At 71.9% G+C, this 14,395-nt stretch carries 12 protein-coding genes; 2 read left to right on the forward strand and 10 right to left on the reverse strand.

Features of this window, described 5'->3' with window-relative positions; genetic code table 11:
• Nucleotides 1-4: 4 nt before the first annotated feature.
• From FHS44_RS10935 to FHS44_RS10945, 3 genes are read right to left on the reverse strand one after another with little or no spacing between them, the layout of a single operon-like run.
• Nucleotides 5-379 carry a YybH family protein gene (locus FHS44_RS10935; protein WP_184713856.1) on the reverse strand — a complete coding sequence of 125 codons (375 nt, stop codon included), beginning with the start codon at nt 377-379 and terminating at the stop codon, nt 5-7.
• Nucleotides 380-405: 26 nt separating this feature from the next.
• The gene (locus FHS44_RS10940) at nt 406-867 is read right to left on the reverse strand and encodes a MarR family winged helix-turn-helix transcriptional regulator (protein ID WP_184713857.1); all 462 of its coding nucleotides are present in this window, start codon (nt 865-867) and stop codon (nt 406-408) included.
• A 51-nt stretch (nt 868-918) separates the two neighbouring features.
• Nucleotides 919-1,602: a response regulator gene (locus FHS44_RS10945; protein WP_184713858.1), complete on the reverse strand. Its 684-nt coding sequence runs from the start codon at nt 1,600-1,602 to the stop codon at nt 919-921.
• A gap of 184 nt (nt 1,603-1,786) precedes the next feature.
• Between FHS44_RS10945 and FHS44_RS10950 the strand changes: the two genes are divergently transcribed.
• Nucleotides 1,787-2,773 (forward strand): sulfotransferase family protein, encoded by a 987-nt coding sequence (locus tag FHS44_RS10950; RefSeq protein ID WP_184713859.1) that lies wholly within the window; start codon nt 1,787-1,789, stop codon nt 2,771-2,773.
• A 56-nt stretch (nt 2,774-2,829) separates the two neighbouring features.
• Here FHS44_RS10950 and FHS44_RS10955 read toward each other — a convergent pair whose 3' ends face one another.
• Both FHS44_RS10955 and FHS44_RS10960 read right to left on the reverse strand, forming a co-directional pair.
• On the reverse strand, nt 2,830-3,759 hold the full coding sequence (locus FHS44_RS10955) for a glycoside hydrolase family protein (protein ID WP_312863603.1): 930 nt from the start codon (nt 3,757-3,759) through the stop codon (nt 2,830-2,832).
• A 126-nt stretch (nt 3,760-3,885) separates the two neighbouring features.
• Nucleotides 3,886-5,208 carry a lanthionine synthetase LanC family protein gene (locus FHS44_RS10960; protein ID WP_184713860.1) on the reverse strand — a complete coding sequence of 441 codons (1,323 nt, stop codon included), beginning with the start codon at nt 5,206-5,208 and terminating at the stop codon, nt 3,886-3,888.
• Nucleotides 5,209-5,490: 282 nt separating this feature from the next.
• On the opposite strand from FHS44_RS10960, the gene FHS44_RS10965 reads away from it, so the two are divergent.
• The gene (locus FHS44_RS10965) at nt 5,491-7,770 is read left to right on the forward strand and encodes a helix-turn-helix transcriptional regulator (RefSeq protein ID WP_184713861.1); all 2,280 of its coding nucleotides are present in this window, start codon (nt 5,491-5,493) and stop codon (nt 7,768-7,770) included.
• Between the two features lie 275 nt (nt 7,771-8,045).
• Here FHS44_RS10965 and clpB read toward each other — a convergent pair whose 3' ends face one another.
• Genes clpB through dnaK form a run of 5 tightly spaced genes read right to left on the reverse strand, consistent with a single transcriptional unit; the run spans nt 8,046 to nt 14,331 of the window.
• Nucleotides 8,046-10,679 (reverse strand): ATP-dependent chaperone ClpB, encoded by a 2,634-nt coding sequence (gene clpB / locus FHS44_RS10970; RefSeq protein WP_184713862.1) that lies wholly within the window; start codon nt 10,677-10,679, stop codon nt 8,046-8,048.
• Entirely contained in the window at nt 10,661-10,981 is a 321-nt protein-coding gene (locus FHS44_RS10975) for a chaperone modulator CbpM (RefSeq protein WP_184713863.1), read from the reverse strand. The genes clpB and FHS44_RS10975 overlap by 19 nt, the downstream gene beginning before the upstream one ends.
• Nucleotides 10,981-11,916 (reverse strand): DnaJ C-terminal domain-containing protein, encoded by a 936-nt coding sequence (locus FHS44_RS10980; RefSeq protein WP_184713864.1) that lies wholly within the window; start codon nt 11,914-11,916, stop codon nt 10,981-10,983. Before FHS44_RS10980 ends, FHS44_RS10975 begins: the two co-directional genes overlap by 1 nt.
• Nucleotides 11,913-12,434, reverse strand: coding sequence for a nucleotide exchange factor GrpE (locus FHS44_RS10985; RefSeq protein WP_184713865.1), 522 nt, complete (start codon nt 12,432-12,434; stop codon nt 11,913-11,915). The genes FHS44_RS10980 and FHS44_RS10985 overlap by 4 nt, the downstream gene beginning before the upstream one ends.
• Nucleotides 12,427-14,331: a molecular chaperone DnaK gene (gene dnaK, locus FHS44_RS10990; protein WP_184713866.1), complete on the reverse strand. Its 1,905-nt coding sequence runs from the start codon at nt 14,329-14,331 to the stop codon at nt 12,427-12,429. The genes FHS44_RS10985 and dnaK overlap by 8 nt, the downstream gene beginning before the upstream one ends.
• Nucleotides 14,332-14,395 lie beyond the last annotated feature (64 nt).

A 14,395-nucleotide genomic window follows, 5' to 3' on the forward strand; every position in this document is an offset into this window, starting at 1 on the left:
CCCCCTACGGGAGCGCGTTCTCGTGCAGGTGCACGATCAGCCACCCGTCATCCCCGGAGCGACGCAGCACGGCGGTGGTGCGCACGATCTCCGGGGCGCTCCCCGCGAGGTCCACCCGCAGCAGGTAGCGGGCCAGCGCCGTGTCGCCCCAGACGTCGACCACCTCGTCGTGGACGCCGATCCCCGTCTCGGCGGGGCCGTCCTGCGGGCGGGCGTCGCGGACCTTCTCCAACTGCTCCCTGCTGGTGATCAGCACCTGCTCCGCCGAGTCCCAGATGGTCGCCTCGGGATGCAGCAGCCGGTCGATCCCCGGCCGGTCACCGCGCAGGTAGGCCTCGTACATCGCGGTGATGACCGCCCAGACGGCCTCGTGTGCCACCGGCCCTCTTCCTTTACTAAGTAGATTCACTGGTTCGCCACGGCCGGTCCACCAAGACCGCCGAGGTTGCCGAGCATCCGCTGCAGCAGCGCGACCAGTTGCTCGACTTCCTCCTCGGAGAAGCCCGCAAGGAGCCCGTGGGCGATGTGCCCGAAGACCGGGACCAGCCGGGGAACCAGTTCCCGCCCCTCCCCGGTCAGCTCGACGACGACGGACCTGCGGTCACCGGGACGGGGACGGCGCAGGATGAGGCCCTTGGCCTCCAGACGGTCGAGCAGCCTGGTCATGCCCGCGGTGTCGGTGCCGAGCTGCGCGGCGAGCTGGTTCGGGCTGCTCTCGTGCCGCGCGGCGTGCAGCAGGACCGCCGCCTGCTGGGCGGTGACGTCGAAGGACGCCAGCCGGGCCTCGGTCGCCGCGCGCAGATCACGGCCGACCTGGCTGACCAGGGAGCCCCCGCCGAGCACGAGCCGCAGGTGCCGGGGATCCATGCGGTCATGCTAGCTGCCCGGCCGTTCACTGTCATGACAGCCAAATTCCCTTCACTCCCCGTCGTCGAGCAGTCCCGCGTCGTGGACGAGCAGCGCGATCTGGACCCGGTTGTTGAGGCCGAGCTTGGCCAGGACGCCGGAGACGTGCGTCTTGACCGTGGGGACGCTCAGGTGCAGCAGCGCCCCGATCTCGGCGTTCGACCTGCCTCCGGCCAGGGCGAGGGCGACCTCGCGCTCACGGTCGTTCAGCGCCGCGAGGCGTTCCAGGGCGCGGGCCCGGCGCCGGTCGTGGCCGGTGTCGGCGACGTGGGCGATGAGGCGCCTGGTCACCGCGGGTGACAGGACGGGCAGGCCCCTGGCCACCTGGCGTACCGCGGCCACGATCTCCTCGGGCGGGGTGTCCTTGAGCAGGAAGCCCGCGGCCCCGGCGCGCAGCGCCCGCAGCACGTGCTCGTCGGCGTCGAAGGTGGTCAGGACGACGACCTCGGGGGCGCCCGCCCTGCCCCGCAGGGCCTCGGTGGCGCTCAGGCCGTCCATGACGGGCATCCGGATGTCCATCAGGACGACGTCGGGGGTGTGCCTGGCGACCAGGGGAAGCACCTCGGCGCCGTCCCCCGCCTCGGCGACCACCCGGATGTCGGGGGCGCCGCGCAGCATCATCGACAGGCCCGCGCGGACGAGCGGGTCGTCGTCGGCGATGAGCACGCCGACCGTCCAGGGTTGCGACGCGGTCATGGCGGCCAGGGTAGCCTCCCGTGCCCCGGTCCCGGGTGGTCAGGCGGACTATCCTGGGGTTTCACCACGGCCCCGGAGTCCCGCGCGCCGCCTTCCCGCCCGCCGTACGACATCGGGAGCTTGTCTTCGCTCCAGGAAGGACTATATTTACCATAAAATAAGTAGGAATTAGGGGTAATAGACGATGCCGCTGCCAGACTTCCTCACGATCGGCGCCCCGAAATCCGGGACGACGGCCCTGCACGCCGCGTTGTCCCGCCACCCCGGGCTCTACCTCTCCCCCGTCAAGGAGCCGAAGTTCTTCCTCAGCGACGGCCCGCCGCCCACCAGGGGTGGCCCCGGCGACGCCCAGACCTACCGTGAACACGTCTGGCGGCGCGAGGACTACGAGGCGCTGTTCACCGAGGCGCCGACGGGAGTGCCCAGGGGCGAGTCGACGCCGTTCTACCTCTACGACCGGGCCGCCCAGCTACGGATCAGGGAGGTCATCCCCGGCGCCAAACTGATCGCGGCGCTGCGTGACCCGGTCGAGCGGGCGCACTCCAACTGGACGCACCTGTGGTCGGCGGGGCTTGAGCCGATCGGCGACGTGGTGGAGGCCTGCGCCGAGGAGGAGAGCAGGATCGCGGCGGGCTGGGCGCCGTTCTGGCACTACCTCTCTCTCGGCCGGTACGGCGAGCAGCTTGAGCACCTGTTCACGCTGTTCCCCCGCGAGCAGGTGCTGGTCTTCCGCTACCGCGACCTGGTGGACAGGCCCGTGGCCACCCTCGACCGGATCTGCCGGTTCCTCGGGGTCGAGCCGGGTGTGGTCACCGAGGTCCCCAGGGAGAACGTGACCGCCCACCCCGAGCCGACCCGCACCCACCGGGCGCTGTCGCGGCTGCTGCGGACCGGGGCGGCCGTCGGCCGTTTCCTGCCGCCAGGGATCAGCGGCGCCCTCACCGATCCGCTGGAGCGGCGCCTGCAGCAGCGCGCCCGGGCCCGCCAGCCCCTGACCTGGGAGCAGCGGGAGCGATTGATCGGCCACTTCGCCGAGGACGTGGCGCTGCTGCAGCGGGTGACCGGGGAGGACTTCAGCGACTGGCTGCTGCCCCGCGAGCGCTCCGGCGGCTTGGTCGGCACCCGTCCCGACGGTCAGCGCCAGGCCAGGAACGGGCGTCCGCAGGCGTGAACGCCGGGTCCCCGCGGGAATCGCAGAACCCGCGGGGACCCGGCGCCCGGCACGGTTCAGCGCAGCTCGGTGCGCAGCTCGTGGGCGCCGTCCGCGCGGGTGTACTCGTAGTAGAGCCGCCGTCCACCCTCCGGCAGGTCCACGATCTCCACGTAGCGCAGGCCGCCGCCCGCGTGCGGGGAGAACGCGGCCGCCTCGGTGCCCAGCGGGGTCAGCTCCGCCGGGTCGGTGCCGGTCGCCACCCCCGTGCGCTCCTCGTAGTTCTCCTGCGCCGAAGCCCGGCCGTCGTAGAGGGCCACGACCTGGTCGCCGACGAAGCGGACGCTGGCGACGCGGGTGCCCCGGGCGTCCCACAGCCCCGGCCTGCCGCTGAGCGCCGTGCCCTGCCAGGTCCACTCGATGCCGTCCGCGCTGGTGGCGTAGTCGCTCACCATGCGGTCGGCCTCCTCGGGGTCGGTCAGCGGGTGGCAGGAGGCCCACAGGTGCCACAGGCCGCCGCGCCGTACGATGACGGGATCCTTGACGCCGGTCTTGGGGTCGCCGGGCAGCACGACCTGGCGCCTGGCGGGGTCGAACCCCGAGGGGTCGTCGGCCTCAAGCACCTCGACCCGCCAGTGCTTGGTGCCGTGGGTGGCGCAGCTGAGGTAGAGCCGCCAGCGGCCCTGCGGGGTGCGCACCAGCGTGGGGCGCTCCAGCGACTCGGTGTCCATCTCCTGCTGGGTGATCGTCACCAGGGGCTCGAAACGCTCGCCGTCGCCGGAGCGGGCGACGACGACCGCGTAGCCGCGTCCCTCCCCGACCGGCCTGCGCAGCCGGTAGGCCAGGTAGATCAGCCCGTCGGCCGCGACCGCGCTCGGGGCGCCCGCCCAGTGGCCTGGCGCGTCCTGGGCCGGTTCGACGGCCACGACGGAACGGGCGGGGTCGGGAAGGAGATCGTCGAATGTCAGCACGTCGTCGACGGTAGGCAGGGCTTCGGCAGCGCTCACGGGGAATCACCAATCATGGTCACGAACTTTGGCCGTCCTTTGACGGCCACGAGGCCAGACCGCCACGGCCCGGCGGGCCCGGACCCGTGTCGAAGGGTAGGCGAAGAGCCGCCATGTGCTCGTCCGTCAGGGCCTACGCAGCGACGTCGCGGGAAACGGGATGGCGGGGAACGGGTTGTCCGGCGGCAGGACGAGCCTGCGCACCGCCTCCGGACGCGCGGTCGCGTCCAGGTGGAGCAGCGCGGCGCCGATCCCCGCCGCGCCGATCATGTAGCCGGTGTCCGCGGTGACCTCCCAGGGCCGCAGCCTGCGGTAGGCCTGGTACCAGCGCGATCCACGGCCGTCGTGCCCCGCGGCCCTGCCGATGAGGTTGTCGCCGAGCTCGCAGGCGAACTCCAGGTGGGCGGGGCGGCCCGTCGCCGCCCAGAGGCCGACGAACAGCTCGACCAGGCCCGCGGTGCCGCAGCACTGGCAGGCCACGTTCCAGTAGCCCTCGGTCTGGCGGCCGGGGACGCCGCTGCGGACGATGCCCCTGGCCAGCCGCTCGACCCAGTCGAGGTCCCCGGCGTCGCCCGCGACCCGGTACAGCTCGTAGAACATCCGCGCCACCCCGGCCGAGCCCGAGCAGAAGCCGAGGTAGTGCAGGTCGCGCCCCTGCGGGATGTGGTGCGGGACCAGCGCGCACCGCTCGGAGACGGCGCTGACGGCCCGGACGAAGTCGGCTCCCCTGCGGGCGGCGCCGAGGAAGCGGGCCTCCCCGGTCAGGCCGTAGAGGCGGGCCAGCAGGAAGGCGGTGCCCGCGGTGCCGGACAGGAAGCCCGGGGTGACGGCGTCGAGCGGCAGGTCGCCGCAGGCTCCGTGCCCGAACCGGTGGCCGGGTACGGCGAGCGCGGCGATGCGGGTGCCCGCCTCGACGGCGACCTCCTGGTAGGCGGGCACGCCCAGGATGCCGGAGGCGTGCAGCAGGGCCAGAATGATGCCGCCGTCCCCGCGCTGGGCCGGGTCGCCCGTCCAGCCGAGGCCCCCGTCGATGGAGCGGGCGCTGCGCACGACGTGGTCGGCGACCGCGACCGCCTCGGCCTCGAAGGACTCCTCCCCCACGGCCCATCCGGCCTCCGCCAGGGCGAACATCACTCCGGCCAGGCCGTGGTGCAGGGACAGGTCGGCCTGCTCGCGCCAGGTGGCCGCCAGGTAGCGGGCTCCGGCCGTGGCGTCTTCGAGGTAGTCGTCGTCGCCGGTCGCGGCGGCCAGTTCGAGGAAGAACAGGACGATGCCCGCGGCCCCCGAGTACAGCGAGAGCGGCTGACCGGGCAGGGCCGCCTTGCCGCGCGGGTCGGGGTTGGCCTTCCAGTGGCGTCCCCGCTCGTCGTCCACCGCCGCGGAGCGGATCCACCGCGCGGCCTCGATCGCCGCGCGCAAGGGGCTCTCAGTCCCAGGTTCCGGGCTCATGGCGGCTCCTTCGTGCGGGGGACCACCAGTTTACCCCCTTTTCCTACAGGATCAATAGGTAATACCGGAACATGCGAGGTGGATGACGTTTTGCCGGGGTGTCGAAGGCAGGCTACTACGCCCGTTCGCACGCCGGAGGCGATATGCGGCAACCGGGTGGTTCCGCGGATCCACCCCCAACTCTGAACCTCTCTTGACGAGCCGTTTCGCCTCCCGAGGGCATGATGAAAATGGACATTGGGTAGAAAATCGTCTATATGATCTCGGATCTCGGACAGGACGATGCGCGGCCGGGCCCCTGAGTGGGCGACGGTCCTGCGGCTGCTGGAGACCGCGGGCGCCCCGGGCCACGTGATCCTCGTCGAAGGCGAGCCGGGGGCGGGAAAGAGCCTCCTGCTCGCCGAGGCGCGCACCGCCGCGTCCCGCGCGGGGACGGCCGTCGCCGCCGGCAGGGCCGACGTGCTGGGCAGGCTGACCCCGCTCGGGCCGCTACTGTCGGCCCTCGACGAGTCGCCCTCGGCCGCCGCCGTCACCAGGAACGCCATGCCCGACGGGCCGAGCCTGCTGATGTGGCTGGCCGGGCAGGTGCGGGCCGCCCTCGAACGGCGCGCCGAGCGGGGGCCGCTGCTGGTGACCCTCGACGACCTGCAGTGGGCCGACCCCGCCACACTCATGGCATTGCGCGCCCTGCCCGCCCAGCTGACCGGCCTGCCCCTGACCTGGCTGCTGGCCCGCCGCCCCACCGAGGGCACCGACGACGCCCGCCTGTTCGACCTGCTGCGCCACGAGGGGGCCACGACGGTCACGCTGCGCCCCCTGTGCGGGCGGGCGGTGGCCCAGGTGGCCGCCGACACGCTCGGAGCGCCCCCCGACGAGGAGCTGACGGCGCTGGCGGCGCAGGCGGGGGGAAACCCGTTCCTGCTCGTCGAGCTGCTCACCGGGCTGTGCGAGGAGGACGCGGTCAAGGTCGAGGGTGGCCTGGCCAGGCTGACCGGCACCACGCCGCCCATACTGCCCCGCCGCGTCCACACCGCGGTACGGCGGCGCCTCGACGAGGTCAGCACCAGGACCAGGCACCTGCTTGAGGCCGCGGCCGTACTCGGCCGTTCCTTCTCCCCCGCCTACGCCGCCGAGATGCTCGGCGAGACCCCCGCCGCCCTGCTGCCCGCCCTTGAGGAGGCACTGGCCGCGGGCGTGCTCGTCGCCACCCCCGACGAGCTGGCCTTCCGCCACGAGCTGCTGTGGCGCTCGGTCGTCGAGACGGTCCCCGCCCCCGTACGGCGCGCGCTGCACGGCCAGATCGAACGGTCCCTGCCCTCCACCGCCACCAACGGCCACCGGACGGACCGGGTCAACGGCGGCACCACCGCGGAGACGCTGATGCTGCCCGCCCTGCTGGCCTGGGACGAGGGCCGCCTCACCCACGGCCTCGACCTGGCCCGCGAGGCCGTCGAACGACCGGGCACCGGGCACCACCCCGGGCCGCGGGCCGTACTGGCCACGATGCTCATCGACCTGTGGCTGCTCGACGAGGCCGAGGCCGTCACGGCGGACGCGGAGGCGCAGGCCGCCCGCCACCCCGAGTGGGCCGTGGAGATCCCGCTGCTGCGCGCCCGCCTCGACCTCGCGGCAGGACGGTCCGGTAGCGCGATCGCGCGGGCGGAGACCGGCCTGACCGCCGCAGAGGCGCTACGCGTGCCCGCCCTGACCTCCTCCGCGCTGTCGGTGCTCGGCACCGCGTCCCTGCGGGCCGGCGACCTGCCCAGGGCGATCAGGTGCCTGGAGAGCGAGCTTGCGCGGGGAACACGGGACGCCCCGCCGTACACGCGGCTGCGCTCTGAACTGGCCGCGGGACGCATAAGCGAGGCCCTGGACGGGGCCGTGAGCGGCATGAGCTCCCTCGGCCGGGTCTACGACGCGCTGCCCCGGCACACCGGGGCGCTGACCAGCGAACCCGCCGCGGCCGCCTGGCTGGTGCGGGTGGCCATGGCCGTCGACGACACGCGCAGGGCCGACGCCGTGGTCGGCGCCGCCGACGACATCGCCAGCCGCAACCCCGGCCTGCCCAACCCCGCCGTCTCCGCCGTGCACGCCAGGGGCCTGCGCGAACGCGACCGCCACGCCCTCAGCCGGGCCGCCGACGAACACACCGACCCCTGGGCGGGAGCCTCGGCCGCCGAGGACCTCGGGGTGCTGCTCGGCGCCGACCACGGCTGCCGCGAGCTGGCCGTACGGGCCTTCGACGACGCGCTCTCCCGCTACGACGAGGTGGGGGCGCTGCGCGACGCGGCACGGGTACGCGGCAGGCTGCGCGCCCTCGGGGAACGCCGCCGCCACTGGGTCACCACCGACCACCCCGTCTCCGGCTGGGACAGCCTGACCGGCACCGAACTCGCCGTCTGCGGCCTGGTCGCCGAGGGACTGACCAACCGCCAGGCCGCCGAACAGATGTTCATCAGCGAACACACGGTCGCCTTCCACCTGCGGCAGATCTTCCGCAAGCTGGACATTCACTCACGTGTTGAACTGACGAGGCTGGCCATTGGTCGGGACGGGCTCTAGTTGTGCCTCTTTTGCGACGCCTGCTGTGCTTATTTGCGGCGCCTGGCGGCGCCGCGGGCTTGGGCGCCCCAAGTCGGTGACTTCCCTCGTCGTTCCTCCGCTGCCCTGCCTTTTTGCGCCGCCTGGCGGCGTCGCGGGCTTGGGCGCCTGCGGGTCGGTGCTTTCCCTCGTCGCTCATCCGCTGGCGCTCCTTCGCTCCTCAGTCCAAGCACCGACGGCGCCCAAGCCGACACTCCTCACGCACGGCACCGGTACCCCAAACTCTTCAGCACCGGTTAGGCCACCTCGGCTGTTTCGGTGGCCTCGATGACGGTGACCACCAGTTCTCCCTCGGTCACACCGATTCGGATGACCGCTCCCTCGTGGGCGTCGCCGAGGAGGAGGGCTCGGCCGATGCGGGTCTCGACCTCCTTGGCGATGAAGCGCCGCAGGGGGCGGGCGCCGTACACCGGGTCGTAGCCCCGCTCGGCGATGTATCGCGTGGCCTCGTCGGAGACCTCAAGGCGGATGCCCCGCTCGCCGAGCCGTTTGCGCAGGTCGCCGAACATCAGGCCCACGATGCGTTCGATCTCCTCCTCAGTGAGCGGCTTGAAGATCACGATGTCGTCGACGCGGTTGAGGAACTCGGGGCGGAAGTGCGAGCGAAGCTCCGCCATGACCAGTTCCTGAGTCTCCTGCTTGATCTCCCCGCTGGAGGTGACGCCCTCAAGCAGGTAGACCGAGCCGATGTTGGAGGTCATGATCAGCACGGTGTTGCGGAAGTCGACGGTCCTGCCCTGGGCGTCGGTGAGCCGCCCGTCGTCGAGGACCTGCAGCAGCGTGTTGAACACGTCGGCGTGCGCCTTCTCGATCTCGTCGAAGAGCACCACCGAGTACGGCTTGCGCCGTACGGCCTCGGTGAGCTGGCCACCCTCCTCGTAGCCCACGTAGCCGGGCGGGGCCCCGACGAGGCGGCTGACGGTGTGCCGCTCCTGGTACTCGCTCATGTCGATGCGGATCAGGTTGTCCTCGGTGTCGAACAACGCCGCGGCCAGCGCCTTGGCCAGCTCGGTCTTGCCGACGCCGGTCGGCCCGAGGAAGATGAACGACCCGATCGGGCGGCGCGGGTCCTTGATCCCCGAGCGGGCCCTGATGATGGCGTCGGCGACCGTCTGCACGGCCTCGTCCTGGCCGATCACCCGCTCGTGCAGGACGTCGTCCAGGGTCAGGAGCTTCTCGCGCTCCCCCTCCTGCAGGCGGCTCACCGGGATGCCCGTCCACCGGGAGACGATCAGCGCGATCTCCTCCTCGGTGACCACCTCGCGCAGCAGCCTGGTCACCCCCTGCTTGGCGTGCAGGCGCTCCTCCTCGGACTTCAGCCGCCGCTCCAGGTCGGGCAGCTTGCCGTGGCGCAGTTCGGCGGCGCGGTTGAGGTCGTAGTCGCGCTCGGCCCGGTCGGCTTCGGCGCGTACGGTCTCCAGCTCCTCGCGCAGGCTCTGGACGCCGCGCAGCGTGCGCCGCTCGGACTCCCACTGGGCGCGCATGGCGTCGGCCTCGGCCCGCAGGTCGGACAGCTCCCTGCGCAGCTCCTCAAGGCGGTTCAGGCTCTGCTGGTCCTTCTCCTTGCCCAGCGCGGCCTCCTCGATCTCCAGGCGCATCACCTTGCGGGTGAGCTCGTCGAGTTCGGCGGGCATGGAGTCGATCTCGGTCCTGAGCATCGCGCAGGCCTCGTCCACCAGGTCGATGGCCTTGTCCGGCAGGAAGCGGTCGGAGATGTAGCGGTGGCTCAGCACCACGGAGGCCACCAGCGCGGCGTCCTGGATCGTCACGCCGTGGAAGACCTCAAGCCGCTCGCGCAGGCCGCGCAGGATCGAGATGGCGTCCTCGACGGAGGGCTCGTCCACCATGACGGGCTGGAAGCGGCGTTCGAGGGCGGCGTCCTTCTCGATGTGCTTGCGGTACTCCTCAAGCGTCGTCGCGCCGATCATGTGCAGCTCGCCACGGGCCAGCATGGGCTTGAGCATGTTGCCGGCGTCCATGGCGCCCTCGGCGGCGCCCGCGCCGACGACCGTGTGCAGCTCGTCCACGAACAGCAGGATCCGGCCCTCGGCGGCCACGACCTCGGTGAGCACGGCCTTGAGGCGTTCCTCGAACTCTCCCCGGTACTTCGCCCCGGCGACCAGGGCGCCCATGTCGAGGCTGAACACGATCTTGTCCTTCAGGCCCTCGGGCACGTCGCCGTTGCTGATCCGCTGGGCGAGTCCCTCGACGATGGCGGTCTTGCCGACTCCGGGGTCGCCGACCAGCACCGGGTTGTTCTTGCTCTTGCGGGACAGGATCTGGATGACGCGGCGGATCTCGGCGTCGCGGCCGACGACCGGGTCGAGTCTGCCCGCGGCGGCGTCGGCGACCAGGTCCCGCCCGTACTTGCTCAGCGCCTCGTAGGAGACCTCGGGCATCGCCGAGGTGACGCGCTGGTTGCCGCGGATCGCGGTGAGCGCCTGCAGGAAGGCGTCCCTGGTCAGCCCCTGCTGGCGCAGCAGCCGTCCTGCGGGGGTCGCCTCGCCCTCCTCGATCAGGGAGACGAGCAGGTGTTCGACCGAGACGTACTCGTCTTTGAGCCGGTCGGCCTCCCGTTTGGCCGTCTCCAGCAGCCGGGACAGGCGCTGGGTCACCCGGACCTGGCCTGGTTCGACGCCGGGTCCGCTGACCCTGGGCATCCGTTCGAGTGCGGCCTCCAGGTCGGCGCTGAGCCGTTCGGTGTCGACGGCCGAGCGGGTGAGCAGCCGGGGGATCAGCCCGTCCGGCTGTTCGAGCAGCGCCATCAGCAGGTGCTCACCGTCGATGTCGGTGTGCCCGTGGCGAAGGGCCTTGGTCTGCGCGTCGTGCAGCGCCTCCTGCGACTTCTGCGTCAGCTGGTTGACGTCCACTTCGGTCCTCCTGGGATGCGGGGGCGCCCACGCGTGACGCTCTCCAGCTCGGCGATGCGGTCCAGAAGGTCGACCACCAGGCCGAGGGCCGCGTAGTTGAGGGCGAACCCGGCGCGCAGCCGCTGGACCCTGGCCATGGCCGGGAGTTGGGAGACGGTGAACCACAGCTCTCCCGCCGCGTCCCGCTGCGCGTCGAGCACGCCGAGGACGACCAGGCGCCGCACCAGCTCGGGGTGCGTGCCCGTCGCGCGGGCGAACGACTCGATGTCCAGGCGCCGTGGCCTGGTCAGGGCGTAGGGCATCACCGCCTCCTCGGGTCGAACGCCGAGACCGTCGCGAGCTGTTCGAACAGGCGTTTCTCCTCGTCGGTCGGGTGGGGTGGCACCATGATCTGGATCTCGGCGAACAGGTCGCCCGCCCCTGCCCGCGCGCTGGGCATGCCCCGGCCGCGCAGCCGCAGCCGCCGTCCGCTCGACGTGCCCGGCGGCACCTTGACCTTGGTCTCGCCGCCCGGTGTCTCGACGGCGACGGTCGCGCCGAGCGCCCCCTCCCAGGGCGTGATCGGCAGCCGGATGTGGATGTCGCGTCCCTCGACCCGGTAGCGGGGGTGCGGCGCGATCCTGACGACCAGGTAGAGGTCGCCGGACGGTGCCCCGTCTCCGCCCCTGCCTCCCTGGCCCGCCAGGCGGATCCGCTGGCCGTCGGTCACGCCCGCGGGGATCCTGACCTCGATCCTGCGACCCCCCACGGTGAGGGTCCTACGACCTCCCCGGTAGGCGTCCTCGACGCTCAGCTCGATCTCGGCCTCCTGGTCGGCGCCGGGGATGGGACCCCAGCCGGGTCCCGTACGGCCCGCGCCGCCCGTCCTGCCGGAGAAGAGCCCTTCGAGCAGGTCGTCGATGTCGATGCCCTCCCCGAAGCCGCCCCCGAACCCCGAGCTGCCCCGGGCGCCACGGCCCCGTCCGGCCTTGGCGCGGGCCCAGGTCTCGGGGTCCACGTCCTCGGGCACCTGACGGAAGTCGGGGCCGAAGGCGTCGTAGCGGCGCCGGGTCTTGGGGTCGGACAGGACGCTGTAGGCCTCCGAGATGTCCTTGAAGCGGTCCTCGGCCTCCGGGTCCTTGTTGACGTCGGGGTGGTTGGCCCGCGCGAGCTTGCGGTAGGCGCGCTGGATGTCCTCCTGGCTCGCGTTGCGCTGCAGGCCGAGGATCTCGTAGAAGTCCCGGGCTGATGGCATCATTCCGCCTTGGAAACGACGACCAGCGCGGGCCGTAGTTGTCGTTCACCGTCCCCGTAGGCGGGCTGCACCACGTGCAGGACGGTTCCGTCGGGCGTGTCCTCCTGGCTGAGCACGCCGACCGCCTCGTGCCTGGCCGGGTCGAACTTCGTCCCGGTGTCGTCGCGGCGCGGGTAGCCCAGGCGGGCCAGCACGTCGAGGGCCTGCTCGTGGATCGCCCGCAGCCCCTCCGCGATGGAGGAGGGGTCGGTCCCGGCGTGTTCGAGGGCGCGTTCCAGGTTGTCCAGCACCGGCAGCCACTCGGTCGCCGCCCTGGCCCGTTCCTCCTCCCGCACCCTGGCCGCGTCACGGCTGACCCGTTTGCGCAGGTTGTCGAGGTCGGCCAGGGCGCGCCGCCACCGGTCCTGGAGCTCGGTCACCTGGTCCTGCAGCTCGGTGACCCGCTCCTGGAGCTCCGCGGTGTCCGGCTCGGCGTCCGGCCGGGCCGTACCGGCCTCGTCGTCGCGGGGAGCCTCACTCATCGGTCGTGAACTCCGCGTCGATGACGTCGTCGTCCCTGCCGCCGCCCTGGCCACCCGGACCACCCTGGCCACCCGGACCGCCCGGGGCGCCGGAACCACCGGCCGAGGCCGTACCCAGACTCTGGTAGACCTGCTGCAGTTCACCGGTCAGCGAGCGCAGCCGGTCGAGCGGCGTCTCCTGCTGCCTGACCGTCTCCCTGGCGTCGGAGACGAGCATCTCGGCCCGTGCCTTCTCGTGGACCGGGACCCCCTCGCCCAGCTCGGAGAGGCGCCGCTCCACCTGGTAGGCGACGCTGTCCAGCTCGTTGCGCGCGTCCACGACCTCCCGCAGCCGCAGGTCCTCCTCCCGGTGCCGCTCGGCGTCGGCGACCATCCGCTCGACCTCGCCCTTGTCGAGGGTCGAGCTCTCGCTGATGGTGATGCGCTGCTCGGCGCCGGTGTCCTTGTCCTTGGCCGAGACGTTCAGGATGCCGTTGGCGTCGACGTCGAAGGTGACGTCCACCTGGGGCACGCCACGCGGCGCGGGCCTGATGTTCTCCAGCCTGAAGCGGCCGAGCACCCGGTTGTCCCCGGCGCGTTCGCGCTCGCCCTGCAGCACCACGACGTCCACGGCGTTCTGGTTGTCCTCCGCGGTGCTGAACACCTCGGAACGGCGGGCGGGGATCGTCGTGTTGCGGTCGATGACCTTCGTCATGATGCCGCCGAGGGTCTCGATGCCCAGCGACAGGGGCGTCACGTCGAGCAGGACGACGTCCTTCAGCTCGCCCTTGATGACGGCCGCCTGGACCGCCGCGCCGAGCGCGACGACCTCGTCGGGGTTGACCGTCATGTTCGGTTCCTTGCCGCCGGTCATCCTGCGCACCAGGTTCTGTACGGCGGGCATCCTGGTGGATCCGCCGACCAGGATCACCTCGTCGATGTCCCCGGTGCTCAGCCGCGCGTCGGCCATGGCCTGCTCGACCGGTCCCTTGCAGCGTTCCAGCAGGTCGGAGGTGATGTCCTCGAACGTCGCCCGCCGGAGCGTGGTGTTGAGGTGCTTGGGGCCGGAGGCGTCTGCCGTGATGAAGGGCAGGTTGATCTGCGTCTGGGAGACCGAGGACAGCTCGACCTTGGCCTTCTCCGCGGCCTCGAAGAGCCGCTGCAGCGCCTGCGGGTCGGTGCGCAGGTCGACGCCGGTGTCCCGCTGGAACTCGTCGGCCAGGTAGTCCACGATGCGCCGGTCGAAGTCGTCACCGCCGAGATGGGTGTCGCCCGCGGTCGAGCGGACCTCGACGACGCCGTCCCCGATGGTCAGGATGCTGACGTCGAACGTTCCGCCGCCCAGGTCGAAGACGAGAACCGTCTCGTTCTCCTTGCGGTCGAGCCCGTAGGCCAGGGCCGCGGCGGTCGGCTCGTTGATGATCCGCAGCACCTCAAGGCCGGCGATCTTCCCCGCGTCCTTGGTCGCCTGCCGCTGGGAGTCGTTGAAGTAGGCGGGCACCGTGATGACCGCCTCGGTGACCTTCTCCCCGAGGAACTTGGAGGCGTCGTCGACGAGCTTGCGCAGCACCAGGGCGGAGATCTCCTCGGGAGCGTACATCTTGCCGCGCACGTCGAAGCGGACCGCGTCGTCCGGCCCCGGCACCACGTCGAAGGAGACGGCGTGCATCTCGGAGCTGACCTCGTCGTAGCGGCGGCCGATGAAGCGCTTGGCCGAGTAGATCGTCCCCTTCGGGTTGAGGATCGCCTGGCGGCGGGCCAACTGCCCGACCAGGCGCTCGCCGTCCTCGGTGAAGGCGACGACCGACGGGGTCGTGCGCGACCCCTCGGCGTTGGGGATCACCGTGGGCTTGTCGCCCTCCATGGTGGCGATCACCGAGTTGGTCGTCCCCAGGTCGATCCCGACTGCTTTAGCCATGCTGATCTCCTTCTGGGCCTCCCGCGACGGCCGTACTGCGCGCGTGGAGCCGCATCCTCAGATC

This window comes from Streptosporangium saharense (assembly GCF_014203715.1).
In the GTDB taxonomy this organism is placed as follows: Bacteria; Actinomycetota; Actinomycetes; order Streptosporangiales; family Streptosporangiaceae; genus Streptosporangium; species Streptosporangium saharense.